This is a genomic window from Streptomyces sp. SID8374, from assembly GCF_009865135.1.
Lineage (GTDB): Bacteria > Actinomycetota > Actinomycetes > Streptomycetales > Streptomycetaceae > Streptomyces.
On record NZ_WWGH01000001.1, the window covers coordinates 4,975,261 to 4,994,291 of the forward strand.

At 72.1% G+C, this 19,031-nt stretch carries 17 protein-coding genes; 6 read left to right on the top strand and 11 right to left on the bottom strand.

Annotation, left to right across the window (positions count from 1 at the left end):
* Nucleotides 1–37: 37 nt before the first annotated feature.
* Together GTY67_RS22260 and afsQ1 are read right to left on the bottom strand one after the other, a co-directional pair.
* A complete protein-coding gene (locus GTY67_RS22260) occupies nucleotides 38–1,600 on the bottom strand; it encodes a HAMP domain-containing sensor histidine kinase (RefSeq protein WP_161279772.1) in 1,563 nt (520 codons plus the stop codon).
* The gene (afsQ1, locus tag GTY67_RS22265) at nucleotides 1,597–2,274 is read right to left on the bottom strand and encodes a two-component system response regulator AfsQ1 (protein WP_078533099.1); all 678 of its coding nucleotides are present in this window, start codon (nucleotides 2,272–2,274) and stop codon (nucleotides 1,597–1,599) included. The genes GTY67_RS22260 and afsQ1 overlap by 4 nt, the downstream gene beginning before the upstream one ends.
* A gap of 218 nt (nucleotides 2,275–2,492) precedes the next feature.
* On the opposite strand from afsQ1, the gene GTY67_RS22270 reads away from it, so the two are divergent.
* Together GTY67_RS22270 and GTY67_RS22275 are read left to right on the top strand one after the other, a co-directional pair.
* Entirely contained in the window at nucleotides 2,493–3,293 is an 801-nt protein-coding gene (locus GTY67_RS22270) for a SigE family RNA polymerase sigma factor (RefSeq protein ID WP_161279773.1), read from the top strand.
* Nucleotides 3,294–3,751: 458 nt separating this feature from the next.
* Entirely contained in the window at nucleotides 3,752–4,204 is a 453-nt protein-coding gene (locus tag GTY67_RS22275) for a hypothetical protein (protein WP_237502667.1), read from the top strand.
* Between the two features lie 47 nt (nucleotides 4,205–4,251).
* Here the strand turns inward: GTY67_RS22275 and GTY67_RS22280 are convergent, their stop codons facing one another.
* A complete protein-coding gene (locus GTY67_RS22280) occupies nucleotides 4,252–4,902 on the bottom strand; it encodes a uridine kinase (protein ID WP_256062276.1) in 651 nt (216 codons plus the stop codon).
* Between the two features lie 126 nt (nucleotides 4,903–5,028).
* On the opposite strand from GTY67_RS22280, the gene GTY67_RS22285 reads away from it, so the two are divergent.
* Nucleotides 5,029–5,451 (top strand): hypothetical protein, encoded by a 423-nt coding sequence (locus GTY67_RS22285; RefSeq protein WP_093690641.1) that lies wholly within the window; start codon nucleotides 5,029–5,031, stop codon nucleotides 5,449–5,451.
* A gap of 66 nt (nucleotides 5,452–5,517) precedes the next feature.
* On the opposite strand, the gene GTY67_RS22290 is transcribed toward GTY67_RS22285, so the two are convergent.
* Genes GTY67_RS22290 through deoC form a run of 3 tightly spaced genes read right to left on the bottom strand, consistent with a single transcriptional unit; the run spans nucleotide 5,518 to nucleotide 8,857 of the window.
* Nucleotides 5,518–6,435 (bottom strand): aldehyde dehydrogenase family protein, encoded by a 918-nt coding sequence (locus tag GTY67_RS22290; RefSeq protein WP_161279774.1) that lies wholly within the window; start codon nucleotides 6,433–6,435, stop codon nucleotides 5,518–5,520.
* Nucleotides 6,428–7,864 (bottom strand): aldehyde dehydrogenase family protein, encoded by a 1,437-nt coding sequence (locus GTY67_RS22295; protein ID WP_093690645.1) that lies wholly within the window; start codon nucleotides 7,862–7,864, stop codon nucleotides 6,428–6,430. Before GTY67_RS22295 ends, GTY67_RS22290 begins: the two co-directional genes overlap by 8 nt.
* Nucleotides 7,865–7,870: 6 nt before the next feature.
* Nucleotides 7,871–8,857 carry a deoxyribose-phosphate aldolase gene (gene deoC, locus GTY67_RS22300; RefSeq protein ID WP_237502876.1) on the bottom strand — a complete coding sequence of 329 codons (987 nt, stop codon included), beginning with the start codon at nucleotides 8,855–8,857 and terminating at the stop codon, nucleotides 7,871–7,873.
* A gap of 195 nt (nucleotides 8,858–9,052) precedes the next feature.
* Between deoC and GTY67_RS22305 the strand changes: the two genes are divergently transcribed.
* A complete protein-coding gene (locus GTY67_RS22305) occupies nucleotides 9,053–9,703 on the top strand; it encodes a PH domain-containing protein (protein WP_161279775.1) in 651 nt (216 codons plus the stop codon).
* 77 nt (nucleotides 9,704–9,780) lie between these two features.
* Here GTY67_RS22305 and GTY67_RS22310 read toward each other — a convergent pair whose 3' ends face one another.
* From GTY67_RS22310 to GTY67_RS22320, 3 genes are all read right to left on the bottom strand, one after another.
* Entirely contained in the window at nucleotides 9,781–11,421 is a 1,641-nt protein-coding gene (locus GTY67_RS22310; protein ID WP_161279776.1) for a phospho-sugar mutase, read from the bottom strand.
* Nucleotides 11,422–11,637: 216 nt separating this feature from the next.
* Nucleotides 11,638–12,462 (bottom strand): purine-nucleoside phosphorylase, encoded by an 825-nt coding sequence (locus GTY67_RS22315; protein WP_093690649.1) that lies wholly within the window; start codon nucleotides 12,460–12,462, stop codon nucleotides 11,638–11,640.
* A 104-nt stretch (nucleotides 12,463–12,566) separates the two neighbouring features.
* Nucleotides 12,567–13,004, bottom strand: coding sequence for a gamma-glutamylcyclotransferase (locus tag GTY67_RS22320; protein WP_015610940.1), 438 nt, complete (start codon nucleotides 13,002–13,004; stop codon nucleotides 12,567–12,569).
* Between the two features lie 346 nt (nucleotides 13,005–13,350).
* On the opposite strand from GTY67_RS22320, the gene GTY67_RS22325 reads away from it, so the two are divergent.
* Both GTY67_RS22325 and GTY67_RS22330 read left to right on the top strand, forming a co-directional pair.
* Entirely contained in the window at nucleotides 13,351–14,790 is a 1,440-nt protein-coding gene (locus GTY67_RS22325; protein ID WP_093690652.1) for an NAD(P)H-quinone dehydrogenase, read from the top strand.
* A gap of 219 nt (nucleotides 14,791–15,009) precedes the next feature.
* Entirely contained in the window at nucleotides 15,010–15,981 is a 972-nt protein-coding gene (locus GTY67_RS22330; RefSeq protein WP_161279777.1) for a DeoR/GlpR family DNA-binding transcription regulator, read from the top strand.
* A gap of 300 nt (nucleotides 15,982–16,281) precedes the next feature.
* Here GTY67_RS22330 and GTY67_RS22335 read toward each other — a convergent pair whose 3' ends face one another.
* Entirely contained in the window at nucleotides 16,282–16,878 is a 597-nt protein-coding gene (locus GTY67_RS22335) for a TetR family transcriptional regulator (protein WP_093690656.1), read from the bottom strand.
* A gap of 118 nt (nucleotides 16,879–16,996) precedes the next feature.
* Nucleotides 16,997–18,751, bottom strand: coding sequence for a biotin carboxylase N-terminal domain-containing protein (locus GTY67_RS22340; protein ID WP_093690658.1), 1,755 nt, complete (start codon nucleotides 18,749–18,751; stop codon nucleotides 16,997–16,999).
* Nucleotides 18,752–19,031 lie beyond the last annotated feature (280 nt).

Genomic DNA, 19,031 nt, shown 5'->3' on the forward strand with positions numbered 1-19,031 from the left:
AGCCGGGACGGACCCGCGAGCAACCGGGAACCACCCCTCATGACACCCCACCGTCCTCGCCCTTGCCGCCGGCGCCCCCGTCCCGCCCGTTCGGGTCCTGGTCCGACGACGCCCCGCGCCCCGTCAGCTTCTCGGCGTCGCGCGGCAGCCGCAGGACGAACACCGCACCGCCGTCGGGGGAGTTGGCGGCCGTGATGTCGCCTCCGTGGATGTGCGCGTTCTCCATGGCGATGGAGAGGCCGAGCCCGCTGCCCTCCGAACGCGGCCGGGAGGCGCTGGCCTTGTAGAACCGGTCGAAGACGTGCGGCAGCACCTCCTCGGGGATGCCGGGGCCGTGGTCCCGTACCTCGATGACCAGCTCCTCGCCCTCGGTCCGCACCCGGACCCCCACCGGCGAACCGCCGTGCTTCAGCGCGTTGCCGATCAGATTGGCCAGGATCACGTCGAGGCGGCGCGGGTCGAGGCGGACCATCATGCCGCGCTCCGCGTCCAGGTCCACCGCGTCCAGCCAGGCCCGGGCGTCGATGCACGCGGTGACCTGGTCGGCCACGTCCACGTCGTCCAGGACCAGGCGCGCGGTGCCCGCGTCGAAGCGGGTCACCTCCATCAGGTTCTCCACCAGGTCGTTCAGCCGCCGGGTCTCGCTCACCACGAGGTGCACGGCGGGCGCGATCATCGGGTCGAGGCTGTCCGCCTCGTCCTCCAGCACCTCGGCCACCGCGGTGATCGCGGTCAGCGGGGTGCGCAGCTCGTGCGACATGTCGGCGACGAACCGCCGGCTGGACTCCTCCCGCGCGCTCATGTCCGCGACCTTCTTCTCCAGCGAGCTCGCGGTCCTGTTGAACGTACGGGAGAGATCGGCGAGTTCGTCCGTACCGGAGACGGTGAGCCGGGTGTCGAGTTTGCCCTCGCCGAGCTTGCGGGCCGCGTCGCCGAGCCGCTGCACCGGGCGCAGCACCGTCGTGGCGGCGGCCTGGGCCAGCAGCGCCGAACCGATCAGCGCCAGGGTGGTGGCGATCCCCAGCGACCAGGCCAGCGAGTTGAGGTCCTGCCGCTCCTGGTCGAGGGACTTGAGCATGTACCCGGTGGGGCCGCCGCCGATGATCCGCGTACCGGCGACGAGGTACGGGGTGCCCGCGATGCTCGTACGCTGCCAGAACAGGTGGTATTCGTGCTCGTTGTTCGAGGTCAGCGGCTGCTTGCAGGCCACCTGCTTCTGCAACGACTCCGGTACGTCGTCCAGGGTGAAGGCGTCCAGGTCCGAGTAGCCGACGATCGGCTTGCCGCGCTCGCGCTCGTCCTCCAGCAGCACGTTGTAGCCGGGGCCGCCGGAGGCCATCTGCCCGGCGGCCCGCTGGAGGGCGTCCTTGGGGGGCCGCACCGGCAGCGTCGCCGCCGTCTCCTGCATCTGCCGCCGGAAGTCGTCGAGAGCGGTGTCCTGCGTACGGGTCAGCACGGCCTCGCGGTTGAGCCAGTACGCGATTCCCGAGGCGGAGACCGCGGCGGTCAGCGCGACCAGCGCGAACACCACGACGAGCCGCAGCCGCAGGCTGGTCCAGCGCAGACCGGCCCGGATCGACCGCTTGGTTCTCTCCGTCACTGAGGCGAGTCCAGCCGGTAGCCCACGCCCCGCACCGTACGGATCAGGGTCGGCGAGGACGGCACGTCCTCCACCTTGGCGCGCAGCCGCTGCACACAGGCGTCCACGAGGCGTGAGTCGCCCAGGTAGTCGTGCTCCCACACCAGGCGCAGCAGCTGCTGGCGGGAGAGGGCCTGGCCGGGCCGGCGGCTCAGCTCCAGCAGGAGCCGCAGCTCGGTCGGCGTGAGCTGCAGATCCTCACCGCCCTTGGTGACGGTCATGGCGGAGCGGTCGATGACCACGTTGCCGAAGGTCGCCGAGTCGGTCGACTCGCGCTCCCCCCGGCGCAGCACCGCCCGGATCCGGGCGTCCAGCACCCGGCCCTGGACGGGTTTGACCACATAGTCGTCCGCGCCGGACTCCAGTCCCACCACGACGTCGATGTCGTCGCTGCGCGCGGTCAGCAGAATGATCGGCAGCTGGTCGGTGCGCCGGATGCGCCGGCACACCTCGAAACCGTCGATCCCGGGCAGCATGACGTCCAGCACGACCAGGTCGGGGCGCTGCTCGCGCAGCAGCTCCAGGCCGTCCTCTCCCGTCGCCGCGGTGGCCACACGGTGGCCCTGGCGTGACAGCGAGAGTTCGAGGGCCGTGCGGATGGCGTCGTCGTCCTCGATCAGCAACAGGAAAGGCACGAGCGTCATTCTGGCCCATGGTGGCGCTTCAGTTCGACCTGTGGCCCCCTCCCGTTCTCCGGGCACGGCCGCGAACCGTGCCGGGCACGGCCACAACTGCCCCTGTGACAGGCCTGTGACAGTCGGGGGACAGCGCCATGAAACTGCCCCGGCAAGCTCTTGGTCAGCAGGAAAACGAACGAAGGACTTCACCGATCTCCACCGATAGGGGGCGCGAGATGAACGCACTGCACAGCACCAGCTCAAGCGCAGTTGTGACGCGTCTCCACGATGTCGGCCGGAGCGCGGAGAAGTCCGGTGCGATGAACGCGACGAACCTGCGGGGGTGTGTTCGGAGCGCAGGGCGTCATCACCTGCCGTCGCAGCCGGCCGCGGAGCAGCCGCGCAAGCCGTACATGACGGTGGTCGAGGCGCCCACGGGGGAAAGCACGGGGGACCACGGGGGAAGCGCGTACGGGGAGGTCACGGGGGACCGCACCCGAACGGAGACCGAGGGCGCCGAAGCGGCGTTCACGGCCTACGTCCAGGAGCGGCGGGCCTCCCTGTACGCCACCGCCTACCACCTGACCGGCGACCGGTTCGAGGCCGAGGACCTGCTCCAGAGCGCCCTCTTCTCGACGTACCGGGCGTGGGACAGGATCAGCGACAAGGCGGCGGTCGGCGGCTATCTGCGCCGCACCATGACCAACCTGCACATCAGCGCCTGGCGCAGGCGCAAGCTGAACGAATACCCGACCGAGGAGCTGCCGGAGACGGTGGGCGACACGGACGCGATGCGCGGCACGGAGCTGCGGGCGGTGCTCTGGCAGGCACTCGCCCGGCTGCCCGAACTCCAGCGCACGATGCTGGTCCTGCGGTACTACGAGGGCCGCACCGACCCGGAGATCGCGTCGATCCTCGACATCAGTGTCGGCACGGTGAAGTCCAGCATCTGGCGGTCCCTCCGCCGGCTGCGCGAGGACGAGGTCCTCAGCTTCGGCCGTGACGAGCAGGAGTCCTTCGGCGAGCTGGTGGCCTGAGGCTACGGGGGAACGGCCACTGCTTCGGGGGAGGCAGGGGCCACGGGGGAGAAGCGGGGAACCCACGGGGGATGTGCGGGGGAACCACGGGGGAGCAGTGAAAACGGGATCCGAGGGGGTCCGGGGGAAACACGGGGGAACGGCCCGCCGCTTCGGGGGAGGCGCGGGACACGGGGGAGAGGCAGCGGGGTCGTACGGGCCGGGGGGTCCTGTACGGCCCCGTTCGCTGTGCGCCGTGGCCGTTACGGTGTGGTCGCCGCCGATGCCCTCGGCCCCGGCGAACGATGCCCTCGGCTTCGGCGAACCAGGAAGTGAGCGTGTGAGCACAGCAGGCGCAGCAGGCCGTACGCGTCCGGCGTGGAAGGTCTGGGCGGTCGTGGCCGCTGTGGTCCTGGTGGTCGCGGGGCTGCTGCACGCCTGGCGCAACACGAATGTGCTGGACGGCGAAGCAGCCCGTGATGGTCAGGGTCAGCACCACCGGGCCCATCTCCGACCGTGCCGCGTTCGCCGCACTGACCACCGGCACCGCTCGCTCCGTCGCGGCCGCCGCGCACTGCGGTGATCTGCCCCAGAAGCCCGGACCGCTCGTGCCGCCCGTCTCCGACGAGGCCCCGTCCGGTCCGTGGTCCTGCCGCCTGTTCCTGGACGACGGCCCGTCCGGCATCGTCCGTGCGGCCGGCTTCATGACGTACACGGCCTCCCGGGACCCGCTGTTCGCCGCCGCCGTGCGGAAGGCGCCGGGCACGGCCCGGGGCAAGGCCCCGGAGGGCGGTGCGGCCGAAGTCGTGAACGCGCAGAAGATGATCCTGCCCTGTGCCCAGGGTGATCCGCTCTATCTGGCGGTCAGGCCGGGCTTGCGGTACCTGGAAGCGCGCGAGCCGCACCGGACGCGTGCTTCGCCCCCTTCGTGAAAGCCGCCGCCAAGACCTTCGGCTGCGCCACCGGCTGAGGCGGGCGGCTACTTTGGGACCCGCGCCCCCACCGTCACCCGTCGGCACCGCCCCGCCGCCGCTGCCGCCAGCCTGCCCAGCGCCTCGTCCTTGGCGCACGGGTACGCCCCCAGAGCCGTCTGGCGGGCCACGATGCGGCGTTCGGCCCGCATCAGGCGCCAGCCCCGGCGCAGCAGGAACGGGACCGACTTGCGGCCCTCGCGCAGGTCCCGGACCAGGCGGCGGCGGAACGTGGTGGAGGGGCGGCCGCGCAGGCACAGCGCGTCCGCCAGCAGGCCCAGTTCCTGGCAGCGGCCCACGATGTCCGCCGCGAAGATGCCCTCGGCCACGAAGAGCGGCGAGCGATCGATGTGGAAGCCCTCGTGGCCCGTACGGGAACTGGTGGCGATGTCGTACACCGGAACGTCCGTACGGCCCGACCGGCACAGCTCGGCGATGGCCGCCACCGCCGCGTCCGCGTCCCAGGACGCGGCGGAGTCCCAGTCGATGTCCGTGGAGCCGGGGACCCGGGGCAGCGTCGGGTCGTCGTGCTCCTTGTAGAAGTCGTCCAGGCGCAGCACCGGGAGGCCGGTGCGGGCGGCCAGGACGGACTTGCCGGAGCCGGAGGGGCCCGCGAGCAGCACGACGCGGGTCGGGATCGGGAGGGAACGGGAACTCACAGAACAGAAGTGTGAGGCATTGACCCGCGCAGGGGACCACCCGGGCCTCCTGTTGGTATCCAGCGTCACACCTCAACTACTCTGCGCGTACGGACGATTACCCGACCAGGTCGATCAGGTGGAAACATGGCACTTCACGCACGCAAGCCCGAACGCCGCGCCCTGCTGCGCGCCGGTCTGACCGTGACCGCGCTGGGAGCGGCCCTGGGGGCCGGTGCGGGCTCCGCGCAGGCCGCTCCCCAGCTGCCTCCGGTCGCCGAGATCCCCGAGCAGGGCCTCACGGCCGTCCAGGCGGTCACCGAGAGCGCCGGGCCCGCGGTGACCAGCGCGCTCGGGACCTCGCTGACCAACAGCATCCGTCCCGTCACCAACCTCCAGCTGCACCCGCTGGCCAAGACCGGGGTGGACCCGCTGGACAACGCGGTGGGCACCCAGGTCGCCGACTTCCAGCCGGTGTCGACCGCCCTGCTCACCGACCCGCTCACCAGCGGCGGTGCGATCAACGACCTGCCGGTGGTGGGGCAGGTGACCCGCCTGGTCACGGGCTGACGCCTACCCGCGCCGTAAGGGGCCGCCCCACACCGGGGCGGCCCCTTTCGGGTGGCTGGACGTACGTCAGTACGACGAACCTGACGCCCCCAGCGCACCCGTCGGGTGCCAGACCGTCTTGGTCTCCAGGAACGCCGTCAGCCGGTGCGTGCCGGGCGCGGCCAGCCAGTCGGTGGACGCGTCCGAGCCGTCCGCCTCGGCAGGCCGCGGGCGCAGGACCCGCTTCAGGTTGTCCGCCGCCGCGATCTCCAGCTCCTTGGCCAGCTCCGGGCCCGCGCCGGTGAGGTCGATCGCGTTGACGTCCTGGTGGGCGGCGAGCGGGGCAGCCAGCTCGGCCGTGGCGCCGGACAGGATGTTGACCACGCCGCCGGGGACGTCGGAGGTGGCCAGCACCTCGCCCAGCGAGAGCGCGGGCAGCGGGGCGTCGGCCGAGGCGATGACGACCGCCGTGTTGCCGGTCGCGATGACCGGGGCGATCACCGAGACCAGGCCGAGCAGCGAGGACTTCTGCGGCGCGAGGACCGTCACCACACCGGTCGGCTCGGGCGTGGAGAGGTTGAAGAACGGGCCCGCGACCGGGTTCGCCCCGCCGGAGATCTGCCCGATCTTGTCGGTCCAGCCCGCGTACCAGACCCAGCGGTCGATCGCCGCGTCCACCACGGCCGCCGCCTTGGACTTCGACAGCCCCTCGGCAGCCGCGACCTCGCGGACGAACTGCTCCTTGCGGCCCTCCAGCATCTCGGCGACGCGGTAGAGGACCTGGCCGCGGTTGTACGCGGTCGCGCCCGACCAGCCGCCGAACGCCTTCCGCGCGGCCACGACCGCGTCGCGTGCGTCCTTACGCGAGGACTGCGGCACGTTGGCGAGCCACTGGCCCTTGGAGTCGGTCACCTCGTACACCCGGCCGCTCTCGGAGCGGGGGAACTTGCCCCCGACGTACAGCTTGTAGGTCTTGAAGACGCCAAGTCGGTTCTGCTCAGACATCGAGGTACGCCTCCAGGCCGTGGCGGCCGCCCTCGCGGCCGTAGCCCGACTCCTTGTAGCCGCCGAACGGCGACGTGGGGTCGAACTTGTTGAACGTGTTGGCCCAGACGACGCCCGCGCGGAGCTTGTTCGCCACCGCGAGGATGCGGGAGCCCTTCTCCGTCCAGATGCCCGCCGAGAGGCCGTACTGGCTGTTGTTGGCCTTGGCGACCGCCTCGTCCGGGGTGCGGAACGAGAGCACGGAGAGCACCGGGCCGAAGATCTCGTCACGGGCGACCGTGTGGGCCTGGGTGACGTTGGTGAACAGGGTCGGCGCGAACCAGTAGCCCGACGACGGCAGTTCGCAGGGGGCGCTCCAGCGCTCCGCGCCCTCCGCCTCACCGGTCTCCACCAGCGCGGTGATCCGGGCGAGCTGCTCGGCGGAGTTGATCGCGCCGATGTCGGTGTTCTTGTCCAGCGGGTCGCCCAGGCGCAGCGTGGACAGGCGGCGCTTCAGCGCGTCCAGCACCTCGTCCTGCACCGACTCCTGCACCAGCAGCCGGGAGCCCGCGCAGCAGACCTGGCCCTGGTTGAAGAAGATGCCGGTCACGATGCCCTCGACGGCCTGGTCGATGGGGGCGTCGTCGAAGACGATGTTGGCGCCCTTGCCGCCCAGCTCCAGCGTGACCTTCTTGTCCGTGCCCGCCACCGAGCGGGCGATGGCCTTGCCGACGGCGGTCGAACCGGTGAAGGCGACCTTGTCGACGTCCGGGTGCGTGACGAGGGCCTCGCCCGCGTCCCCGTAACCCGTGAGGATGTTGACGACACCCTTGGGCAGCCCGGCCTGGCGGCAGATGTCCGCGAAGAAGAGCGCGGAGAGCGGGGTCGTCTCGGCGGGCTTCAGCACCACCGTGTTGCCCGTGGCGAGCGCCGGGGCGATCTTCCACGCCAGCATCAGCAGCGGGAAGTTCCACGGGATGACCTGGCCCGCCACACCCAGCGGCCGGGGGTCGGCCCCGTACCCCGCGTGGTCCAGCTTGTCGGCCCAGCCCGCGTAGTAGAAGAAGTGCGCGGCGACCAGCGGGAGGTCCGCGTCGCGGGTCTCCTTGATCGGCTTGCCGTTGTCCAGGGTCTCCAGGACGGCCAGCTCACGGCTGCGCTCCTGGATGATCCGCGCGATCCGGAAGAGGTACTTCGCGCGCTCGGAGCCGGGCAGCGCCGACCACTTCTCGAACGCCTTCCGTGCCGCCTTCACGGCCCGGTCCACGTCCGCCGCCCCTGCCCGTGCGACCTCGGAGAGCACCTCCTCGGTGCTCGGCGAGACGGTCTTGAAGACCTTGCCGTCGGCGGCCTCGGTGAACTCACCGTCGATGAACAGCCCGTACGAAGGGGCGATGTCGACGACGGAACGGGACTCCGGCGCCGGTGCGTACTCGAATGCGGATGCCATGGCTTATCAGTCCACCGTCACGTAATCGGGGCCGGAGTAACGGCCGGTGCTGAGCTTCTGGCGCTGCATCAGCAGGTCGTTGAGAAGGCTGGAGGCGCCGAACCGGAACCAGTGGTTGTCCAGCCAGTCCTCACCCGCCGTCTCCTTCACCAGCACCAGGAACTTGACCGCGTCCTTGGTGGTGCGGATACCGCCGGCCGGCTTCACACCGACCTGCACGCCGGTCTGCGCCCGGAAGTCGCGGACGGCCTCCAGCATCAGCAGCGTGTTGGCGGGGGTGGCGTTGGTGGCCACCTTGCCGGTCGAGGTCTTGATGAAGTCCGCGCCCGCCAGCATCCCGAGCCAGGAGGCCCGGCGGATGTTGTCGTACGTGGACAGCTCACCGGTCTCGAAGATCACCTTGAGGCGGGCGGTCCCGCACTCGGCCTTCACGGCCAGGATCTCCTCGTAGACCTTCATGAAGCGGCCGGAGAGGAAGGCCCCCCGGTCGATCACCATGTCGATCTCGTCGGCCCCCGCCGCCACGGCCTCACGGACGTCGGCCAGCTTGATGTCCAGCGCGGCGCGGCCGGCCGGGAAGGCGGTCGCCACGGACGCCACCTTCACACCGGAACCGGCGAGCGCGGCGGCGGCGGTGGCGGCCATATCGGGGTAGACGCAGACGGCGGCGGTGCGCGGGGTCGTGCGGTCGGTCGGGTCGGGGTGGACGGCCTTGGCGGCGAGAGCCCGGACCTTGCCCGGGGTGTCCGCGCCTTCCAGCGTCGTCAGGTCGATCATCGAGATCGCGAGATCGATGGCGTACGCCTTGGCCGTCGTCTTGATCGAACGGGTTCCGAGGGAGGCGGCGCGCGCTTCGAGGCCGACGGCGTCGACGCCGGGCAGCCCGAACAGGAAGCGGCGCAGCGAACTGTCGGACGCCGTCGCGTCGGAGAGGGGGGTACCTCCCTGCTCGAACGCAGCTGAGAGCTTGGGGGAGGGAGCAGTGGTGGGCATGGTCACCAGGGGAGCATATCTACGCGCGTAGCGACCTGTACAGGGGTCCCGCTCAACCGTGCGCACCGCCACACATGCGCTCGGCGCGGATGCCCCCTCCGCCCGGCCCCTTCCCCGTGCCTGCCACCGGGCCCGGATGCCCGGCCCGGGTGGTCGGAGGCCGCTCCTTCGGGCCCGTCAGGCAGAATCGCCCCCATGACGAGCCCCACACCCCCCGCAGAACCGCAGTTCGCCGACCGGACCTACCGCTCGACATCCGCGCTGGTCTGCGGAGTGCTGCTCCTTGTGCTGGTCGCCGTGATGGCCGGGGACGCCCTGCTCCGGGGCGAGGGACAGGCCCCGTGGCTGGCCCTGGCCGCCCTGCTCACCGCCGTGCCGCTGATCGTGGCGTTCACCCTGCGGCCCGCCGTCTTCGTGAACGACGAGCGCATCCGTATCCGCAACCCGTTCCGCACGATCCAGCTGCCCTGGACGGAGGTCGCCGACGTCCGGGCCGGGTACTCCTCCGAGCTGACCGCGGCCGGCGGCACCAAGTACCAGCTGTGGGCGGTCCCCGTCTCGCTGCGCGACCGCAAGCGGGCCTCGCGCGCGGCGGGCCGGGCGCCGCACAAGGACGCCTACGGCCGGTTCTCGCCCGGCGCGGGCGCGGGCTCCGACGCCCACCGGCACAGCGCGCCGCCCATCGCCGCCGCCGACCAGACGATCGTGGAGCTGCGGGGGCTCGCGGAGAGGGCGGGCGAGGCGGCCGGCGGGACCACCACCGGCACGGTGCGCTGGGCGTACGAGGTCGTCGCCCCGGCCGTCGTGGGGGTGGTGCTGTTCGCGGTGCTGGTGGCGATCGGCTGAGGAGCCCGTCCGTCCGACGCGTAAGGACCGGCACCCAGCGCTTCTGCCGGGTGCCGGTCCTCTTCCGTACGCACGCCTCAGATCCCGGCGGCCGCCGCCAGGTCCCGCTTGATCCCGGCGAGCAGCTCCGCGCCCCGGGCCCGTGCGGCGGGCAGCCCGGCGGCGTCCGCGACCGGGACCACGACCTCCAGGTAGCACTTCAGCTTCGGCTCGGTGCCGCTCGGGCGGACGATCACCCTGGCCCCCTCCAGCTGGTAGCGCAGCCCGTCCGTGGGCGGCAGCGCGGGCGTGCCCTGCGACAGGTCCTCGGCCGAGGTGACCGGGAGGCCGGCCAGCGCGGTCGGCGGCTGCTCGCGGAGCCGGGCCATGGCGTCGGCGATGACCGTCAGGTCCTCCACCCGCACCGACAGCTGGTCGGTGGCGTGCAGGCCGTGGGCGAGCGCCAGGTCGTCCAGCAGGTCCAGCAGCGTACGGCCCTGCTCCTTGAGTACGGAGGCCAGCTCGGCGACGAGCAGGGCGGCGGTGATGCCGTCCTTGTCGCGGACGCCCTCGGGGTCGACGCAGTAGCCGAGCGCCTCCTCGTACCCGTACCGCAGGCCGTCCACCCGGGCGATCCACTTGAAGCCGGTCAGCGTCTCCTCGTAACCGAGGCCCGCCTTCTCCGCGATCCGGCCGAGCAGCGACGACGACACGATCGACTCGGCGAACACGCCGCTGACGCCCCGCTCCACCAGGTGCGCGGCGAGCAGCGCGCCGACCTCGTCGCCGCGCAGCATCCGCCAGCCGCCCTCGGTGGCGGGGTCGGGTACGGCGACGGCGCAGCGGTCCGCGTCCGGGTCGTTGGCGATGACCAGGTCCGGCGCCGCCCGGCGTGCGGTGGCGAAGGCGAGGTCCATCGCGCCGGGCTCCTCCGGGTTGGGGAAGGCCACGGTGGGGAACGCGGGGTCGGGCTCGGCCTGCTCGGCGACGAGCACCGGTGCGGGGAACCCGGCGCGCTCGAACGCGGCGGTCAGCACGGAGGTGCCGACGCCGTGCATCGCGGTGTAGACGGTGTTGGCCGTACGGGGGCTGCCGGGGGCCAGGACCGCGTCCGTACGGGCGAGGTAGGCGGCCAGGACCTCCTCGCCGAGGGTCTCCCAGCCGTCCTCGGGGCGGACCACGCCGTCCAGCGGGCCGACCGCGGCGATGGCGGCCGCGATCTCGCCGTCGGCCGGGGGCACGATCTGCGAGCCGTCGCCGAGGTAGACCTTGTAGCCGTTGTCGCGGGGCGGGTTGTGGCTGGCGGTGACCTCGACGCCGGCGACGGCGCCCAGGTGCCTTATGGCGTACGCGAGTACGGGGGTGGGGAGCGGGCGGGGGAGCACGGCGGCGCGGAGTCCGGCGCCGGTCATCACGGCGGCGGTGTCGCGCGCGAAGTCCTCCGACTTGTAGCGGGCGTCGTAGCCGATGACGACGAGCCCGCCCTCCTGGCCCTGGTCCTTCAGATACGCGGCGAGGCCCGCCGCCGCCCGGATCACCACGGACCGGTTCATCCGCGTGGGCCCGGCCCCCAGCTCGCCGCGCAGCCCGGCGGTGCCGAACTGGAGCGTGCCCGCGAAACGGGCGGCGAGCTCCTGGGTGTCGCCCGCCTCGATGAGGGCGCCCAGCTCGTCGCGCGTCTCGGGGTCGGGGTCCTCGGCCAGCCAGGTCCTGGCCTGCGCGATGAGGTCGTGCTGCACGGGGTCCGCCTTTCGGGGTGTGCGGAGGGGGCGTACGGGGGTGGGTGCGGGGGCGGGTGTCGGTGCGGGGCCGGGCGTCGGCGTGGGGCCGGGTGGGGTGGGGTGGGGTGGGCGCTGCGCGGGCTGTTCCCCTCCCCGCCCCTTCCCGAAACCGGGGCTCCGCCCCGGACCCCGGTCCTCAAACGCCGGACGGGCTGGGGGGTGGCCCGAGTGGGCTTAGATGCGGTCCAGCACCTGGGCCAGCAGGGCGCCCATCCGCGTGGCCGAGTCGCGGCCCGCCTGGAGGACTTCCTCGTGGTTCAGGGGCTCGCCGGAGAGGCCCGCCGCCAGGTTGGTGACCAGGGAGAGGCCCAGCACCTCGGCGCCCGCCTCGCGGGCCGCGATGGCCTCCAGGACCGTGGACATGCCGACCAGGTCGCCGCCCAGGACCCGGACCATGTTGATCTCGGCCGGGGTCTCGTAGTGCGGGCCGGGGAACTGGACGTACACGCCCTCTTCGAGGGTGTCGTCGATCTCCTTGCACAGCGCGCGCAGGCGCGGCGAGTACAGGTCGGTCAGGTCGACGAAGTTGGCGCCCACGATCGGCGAGGTCGCCGTGAGGTTGATGTGGTCGCTGATCAGCACCGGCTGGCCGGGGCGCATGCCCTCGCGCAGGCCGCCGCAGCCGTTGGTCAGGACGACGGTCTTGCAGCCCGCGGCCACCGCCGTACGGACTCCGTGGGCGACGGCGGCGACGCCGCGGCCCTCGTAGTAGTGCGTGCGGCCGAGGAAGACCAGCGCGCGCTTGTCGCCGATCTTGTACGAGCGGATGGTGCCGCCGTGGCCCTCGACCGCGGGCGCCGGGAAGCCGGGGAGCGCGGTGACGGGGAACTCGGCCTCCGGCTCGCCGAGTGCTTCGCCCGCGGGCGCCCAGCCGGAGCCCATGACCAGGGCGACGTCGTGGGTCTCGGCGCCGGTCAGCTCGCGCAGGCGGGCGGCGGCCCCGGCAGCGGCTGCGTACGGGTCGCCCTGGATGTTGTCCGGAATAACTGATGCGTTCACGCGGAAGAGCGTAACCGCTGAATGCCTACGCGCGTAGATGTACCGGTGCAAAGACTCGCCGGGTGGCTTTGTGGCTTCGCACGAAAGCCGCCGCGCGGAACCGCTCAGCAGGGGCGCTTGCGCAGGCCCATCACGTAGTCGTGGGGGGCGCCGGCGGACTCGGCGGCGTCGGCGATCTCGCCCAGGTAGCGCGCGGAGGGCAGGCCGCCCTCGTACCCGTTCAGCACGTACATCCAGGCCGGCTCCTCGCCGTCCAGGGTGTGCACGCGCACGCGCATGCGCCGGTAGATGTCGAGGCCGACGCCCTCCCAGCGGTCCATGGAGTCCTCGTCCATCGGCGCCAGGTCGTACAGCGCGACGAAGACCTGGGAACGCGGCGCCTCCACCACGGTGGCCAGCGCCCCCTCCCAGCCCATCTGCTCCCCGCCGAAGGTCAGCCGCCAGCCGTTGAGCCAGCCGGTGCTGCGCATCGGGGAATGCGGGGCGCGGCGGGTCATGAGCCGCGCGTCGAGGTTGCCGGCGTACGCGGCGTAGAGCGACATGGGACCGAGGGTACGGGAGGGGGGCGCGGGAGTGCCGGTTCCTGTGACGAAGGCCCCGGTCGGGGGAGTGCCGGGCGGGGGTTCGAAGGGCTGTGCGGGCGGGGCGATTCCCGTCCGTCAGCGGCCTCCGCTTCCGTACGTCCGGAGCCTCCGCTCCCGTGCGTCAGCAGGCTCGGCTCCCGTACGTCCGGAGCCTCCGCTCCCGTATGGAGGGCCCCGGGGCGAATCTGTTTGGCGCGTGCGGGACAATGGAGTACGTACTGCATTCCCCCGGGGCGATCCCCCGGACCCCCGGCCGGGGCGGCAGACGGCCGTGGGGATGACACCCACGCGAGGCGGACTTTTCGTGACCCGGATCGTGATCATCGGCGGCGGCCCCGGCGGCTACGAGGCGGCTCTGGTGGGCGCCCAGCTCGGCGCGGAGGTGACCGTCGTCGACTGCGACGGCCTCGGCGGGGCCTCGGTACTCACCGACTGTGTGCCATCGAAGACCCTGATCGCGACGGCCGAGGTGATGACGACCTTCGACTCCTCGTACGAGGAGCTGGGGATCATCGTCGCCGACGACACGCCGCACAAGGAGCAGGCCGCGCGGGTGGTCGGCGTCGACCTGGGCAAGGTCAACCGCCGCGTCAAGCGCCTCGCGCTCGCCCAGTCCCACGACATCACCGCCTCCGTCACCCGGGCCGGCGCCCGCGTGATGCGCGGCCGTGGCCGGCTGGACGGGCTCCAGGCGGCCGACGGCTCCCGCCAGGTCGTCGTCACCGCCGCCGACGGCACCGAGGAGCGGCTCAGCGCCGACGCGGTGCTGATCGCGACCGGCGGGCACCCCCGCGAGATCCCGGACGCGCAGCCGGACGGCGAGCGCATCCTGAACTGGACCCAGGTCTACGACCTCGACGAGCTCCCCGAGGAGCTGATCGTGGTCGGCTCCGGTGTCACCGGCGCCGAGTTCGCCGGGGCCTACCAGGCGCTCGGCTCCCGCGTCACCCTCGTCTCCTCCCGCGACCGGGTGCTGCCGGGCGAGGACCCGGACGCGGCCGCCGTGCTGGAGGACGTGTTCCGGCGCCGGGGCATGAACGTGATGGCCCGCTCCCGCGCCCAGTCCGCCAAGCGGGTCGGCGACCGGGTCGAGGTGACGCTCGCCGACGGCCGGGTCATCACCGGCTCGCACTGCCTGATGGCGGTCGGCGCGATCCCGAACACGGCGGGCATGGGCCTGGAGGAGGCCGGCGTACGGCTGAAGGACTCCGGCCACATCCTGACCGACCGGGTCTCGCGCACCAGCGCCCCCGGCGTCTACGCGGCCGGTGACGTCACCGGCATCTTCGCGCTCGCCTCGGTCGCCGCGATGCAGGGCCGGATCGCGATGTACCACTTCCTCGGCGACGCGGTCGCCCCGCTGAACCTCAAGACGGTCTCCGCCAACGTCTTCACCGACCCGGAGATCGCCACCGTCGGCTACAGCCAGGCGGATGTGGACGCGGGCAAGATCGACGCCCGGGTGGTGAAGCTGCCGCTGCTGCGCAACCCGCGCGCCAAGATGCAGGGCATCCGCGACGGCTTCGTCAAGATCTTCTGCCGACCCGGTACGGGGATCGTGGTCGGCGGCTGCGTCGTCGCGCCGCGCGCCAGCGAACTGATCCACCCGATCTCGCTCGCGGTCGACAACAACCTGACCGTGGAACAGATCGCAAAGGCGTTCACCGTGTACCCGTCGCTGTCCGGATCGATCGCGGAAGTGGCGCGGCAGCTGCACACCCGCAAGCTGACCGACGAGGGCTGACGCCGGGTCAAGTCCTGGTGGAGGCCTTGCGGTTGCCGGGGAATTCCGACATTCCCCGGCAACCCCCGTCACTCCGGACGAGGGTGGTGACCGCTCGGTGATCACACCCGGACAACAACGAAAGTCCGTATACCACTTGCAGGTCCGCCGGATGTACAACTTCCGTTATTCGGCGCAAACTGCTGAAAACTCACCGGCGGCCAGGTTACTGTCAGTTTCGTGTTCGCTGCAGAACGTCGTCAGTTGATCCTCGAAATGGTGCGTGCCAACGGGGCGGTATCGCTCCGTGAGCTCGCCCGCGTCGTCCAGACCTCCGAAGTGACCGTACGGCGGGACGTGCGGGCACTGGAGGCAGAAGGACTCCTCGACCGCCGGCACGGCGGTGCGGTCTTGCCGGGCGGTTTTACGCGGGAGTCCGGCTTTCCGCAGAAATCCCATCTCTCCACCGCGGAGAAGACGGCCATCGCCGATCTGGCGGCCTCGCTGGTCGGTGAGGGCGAGGCCATCGTGGTCGGCGCCGGTACGACCACGCAGGAGCTGGCCCGCCGGCTCGCGCGGGTCCCCGGCCTGACCGTGGTCACCAACTCGCTGCTGGTCGCCCAGGCGTTGGCCCATGCCAACCGGGTGGAGGTCGTCATGACCGGCGGCACCCTGCGCGGGAGCAACTACGCGCTGGTGGGCAGCGGGGCCGAGCAGTCCCTCCAGGGGCTGCGGGTCTCCCGGGCCTTCCTCTCCGGGAGCGGCCTCACCGCCGAGCGCGGCCTGTCCACCTCCAACATGCTCTCGGCCAGCGTGGACCGGGCCCTCGTGCAGGCCGCCGCGGAGGTGGTCGTGCTGGCGGACCACACGAAACTGGGCGCCGACACGATGTTCCAGACGGTGCCCACGGAGCTGATCACCCGCCTGGTGACGGACGAGCCCCCACTCCACGACGAGCGTGCGGCCGCGGAGCTCCAGGCGCTGGCGGACCAGGGAGTGGAGGTCACGGTTGCGGGCCCCGACGCGGACGCGTCCGACGGCCCGTCCGGCGACCGCGGCCCCCGCCGGGACATGCCGCTCCCGGGCCAGCGCCGGACGACGACGGGCCGGAACGGCGGTCTCGGCCCGCAGCTCCGCAGCACGTCCTCCTTGTCCGACCAGGCGCCGTCGTCGGGGGAGCGGGCGAGGGTGGCGGACCTGCGGCGCCGGTAGACCCGGGGCCCGGGGCCCGGTCGGGGGCGCTGCCCCCGGACCCCCGCTCCTCGAACGCCGGAGGGGCTGGATCTGCCGGTCCTCCGCCCTCGGTGACGGAGATGCGGCGCTGTGTCAGCCGACCGGGCTGTCTGCCGTCAGCGGGCGTTCGACGGGCGAGGTGCGCTATGTCAGCCCCTCCGGCGTTTGAGGAGCGGGGTACGGGGCGGAGCCCCGAAACCTCAGCCCGTCCGGCGCTTGAGGACAGACGGGGTCCGGGGCAGCGCCCCGGTTCCGGGAAGAGACGGGCCCGGGTGGGCCCTACTTCAACCCCCGCAACGTCAACCGCAGCAACCGCCCCGCCAGCCCCGGATCATCCGGCGACTGCTCCGCCGCCAGCGCGATCGCGTTCGTCAGCTGCAACAGGTCGTCGATCGACACATCCCCCCGCACCGACCCGCTCTCCTGCGCCCGCCGCAACAGCCCCGCCCCCGCCTCCCGCAACGGCAGATGGCACTGGGCCAGCGCCGAACTCTCGTCCCGCGAGGCCGACATGAGCGCGCGGGCCAGGCCGCGGTACTCACCCGCATGAGTGATGATCGCCCCCAGCCAGTCCACCAGCGCCTGGCACGGGGCCTCCGCGCCCGCCAGCTCCCGGGAGCGGTCCAGGAGGGAGCACAGGGCGTCCTGGAAGACCGCGTTCATCAGGGCGTGGCGGTGGGGGAAGTGGCGGTAGAGGGTGCCGATGCCCACGCCCGCCTGGCGCGCGATGTCCTCCAGCGAGGCATCGGTGCCGTGCTCGGCGAAGGCCGTACGGGCCACGCCGACGAGGCGTTCGTGGTTCCGGCGGGCGTCCGCGCGCATCGGCCGTTCCGGCGGCCGTGAAGTGCCCGTCTCCATCGAGATCGGCCCTGCCATGGCTCCCGCCCTCCCTCGGTCCGCGCACCTCTCGTGGGGTCCAGGATGCCACTGCACGCGGAGGGGCCCGGCCGCGTCGTGACGACGCCGGCCGGGCCCCTCCGTACGAACTGAGCCGTCAGTCCTTGATCTCGCAGATCAGGGCGCCGGAGGAGACGGAACCGCCGACCTCCGCCGTGAGCCCCTTGACCGTGCCGGAGCGGTGCGCGTTCAGCGGCTGCTCCATCTTCATGGCCTCCAGGACGACGACGAGGTCGCCCTCCTTGACCTCCTGGCCCTCCTCGACCGCGACCTTGACGATCGTGCCCTGCATCGGGGAGGCGAGGGAGTCGCCGGAGGCCGCGGAGCCGGCCTTCTTCGCCGCGCGGCGCTTCGGCTTCGCACCGGCCGCCAGGCCCGTACGGGCCAGGGACATGCCGAGCGAGGACGGCAGCGAGACCTCCAGGCGCTTGCCGCCGACCTCGACGACGACGGTCTCGCGACCGGCCTCGTCCTCGGCGTCCGCGTCAGCGGGTGCGGCGAACGGCTTGATCTCGTTGACGAACTCCGTCTCGATCCACCGGGTGTGGACGGTGAACGGGTCCGCGGTGAAGGCCGGGTCGGCGACGACGGCGCGGTGGAAGGGGATGGCGGTGGCCATGCCCTCGACCTGGAACTCCGCCAGCGCACGCGCGGCGCGCTGGAGGGCCTGCTCGCGGGTGGCGCCGGTGACGATCAGCTTGGCGAGGAGGGAGTCCCACGCCGGGCCGATGACCGAGCCGGACTCGACGCCCGCGTCCAGACGGACACCGGGGCCGGTCGGCGGGGCGAACGTCGTCACCGTGCCGGGAGCCGGGAGGAAGCCGCGGCCCGGGTCCTCGCCGTTGATCCGGAACTCGAAGGAGTGCCCGCGCACGGCCGGGTCGCCGTAGCCGAGCTCCTCGCCGTCGGCGATGCGGAACATCTCGCGTACGAGGTCGATGCCGGTGACCTCTTCGGTGACGGGGTGCTCCACCTGGAGGCGGGTGTTGACCTCCAGGAAGGAGATCGTGCCGTCGACCCCGACGAGGAACTCGACCGTGCCGGCGCCGACGTAACCGGCTTCCTTCAGGATCGCCTTGGACGCCGCGTACAGCTCGTCGTTCTGTGCCTGGGTCAGGAAGGGGGCCGGGGCCTCCTCCACCAGCTTCTGGTGGCGGCGCTGGAGCGAGCAGTCACGGGTCGAGACGACGACCACGTTGCCGTGCTGGTCGGCCAGGCACTGGGTCTCCACGTGGCGGGGCTTGTCGAGGTAGCGCTCCACGAAGCACTCGCCCCGCCCGAACGCGGCGACGGCCTCGCGGACGGCGGAGTCGTACAGCTCCGGGATCTCCTCCAGCGTGCGGGCGACCTTCAGCCCGCGCCCGCCACCACCGAAGGCGGCCTTGATGGCGATCGGGAGCCCGTTGGCCTCGGCGAACGCCACGACCTCGGCGGAGCCCTCCACCGGGTCCGGCGTACCGGCCACCAGCGGCGCGCCCGCGCGCTGCGCGATGTGGCGGGCGGCGACCTTGTCACCCAGGTCCCGGATGGCCTGCGGCGGCGGGCCGATCCACGTCAGCCCGGCGTCCAGGACGGCCTGGGCGAACTCGGCGTTCTCCGACAGGAACCCGTAGCCGGGGTGGACGGCGTCCGCACCGGAGTCCGCGGCGGCCTGGAGCACCTTGGCCATGTCCAGGTAGCTGGCGGCCGGGGTGTCACCGCCCAGAGCGAACGCCTCGTCGGCGGCCCGGACGTGCAACGCGTCCCGGTCCGGATCGGCGTAGACCGCCACGCTCGCGATCCCCGCGTCCCGGCACGCCCGAGCAACGCGGACAGCGATTTCGCCACGGTTGGCGATGAGCACCTTGCGCACGATGACTCCCTCCTTGAAACAAGCTGAGTTTAGGGACTACCGACACGGCGCTACGACCCGTCCCCAATGGTGAGCTTGCCCACACGGAGTGTGATCCGAGGCTTGCCCCAGTAGTGAAATCCCTTGTGGCACCACGGTACGCCGGGTTCTACAACCGCACAGTAACCATCGGGTGTGGTGCAGGTCTCTGTCTTTAAGGTCAACGCCTCACGGCGTTTCTTTGTGGAGTCCCTACGAACGGCCGAGGGATTCTTTGCGCGGCGTGCGGGACGGTCGAACC

What these genes read in the sequence shown, in the direction of transcription:
- GTY67_RS22320 (WP_015610940.1), bottom strand. Translation starts at nt 13,004, where the DNA reads ATGTCGCTCTACGCCGCGTACGCCGGCAACCTCGACGCGCGGCTCATG.
- GTY67_RS22270 (WP_161279773.1), top strand. Translation starts at nt 2,493, where the DNA reads ATGAACGCACTGCACAGCACCAGCTCAAGCGCAGTTGTGACGCGTCTC.
- deoC (WP_237502876.1), bottom strand. Translation starts at nt 8,857, where the DNA reads ATGCCCACCACTGCTCCCTCCCCCAAGCTCTCAGCTGCGTTCGAGCAG.
- GTY67_RS22305 (WP_161279775.1), top strand. Translation starts at nt 9,053, where the DNA reads ATGACGAGCCCCACACCCCCCGCAGAACCGCAGTTCGCCGACCGGACC.
- GTY67_RS22285 (WP_093690641.1), top strand. Translation starts at nt 5,029, where the DNA reads ATGGCACTTCACGCACGCAAGCCCGAACGCCGCGCCCTGCTGCGCGCC.
- GTY67_RS22275 (WP_237502667.1), top strand. Translation starts at nt 3,752, where the DNA reads ATGGTCAGGGTCAGCACCACCGGGCCCATCTCCGACCGTGCCGCGTTC.
- GTY67_RS22335 (WP_093690656.1), bottom strand. Translation starts at nt 16,878, where the DNA reads ATGGCAGGGCCGATCTCGATGGAGACGGGCACTTCACGGCCGCCGGAA.
- GTY67_RS22295 (WP_093690645.1), bottom strand. Translation starts at nt 7,864, where the DNA reads ATGGCATCCGCATTCGAGTACGCACCGGCGCCGGAGTCCCGTTCCGTC.
- GTY67_RS22290 (WP_161279774.1), bottom strand. Translation starts at nt 6,435, where the DNA reads ATGTCTGAGCAGAACCGACTTGGCGTCTTCAAGACCTACAAGCTGTAC.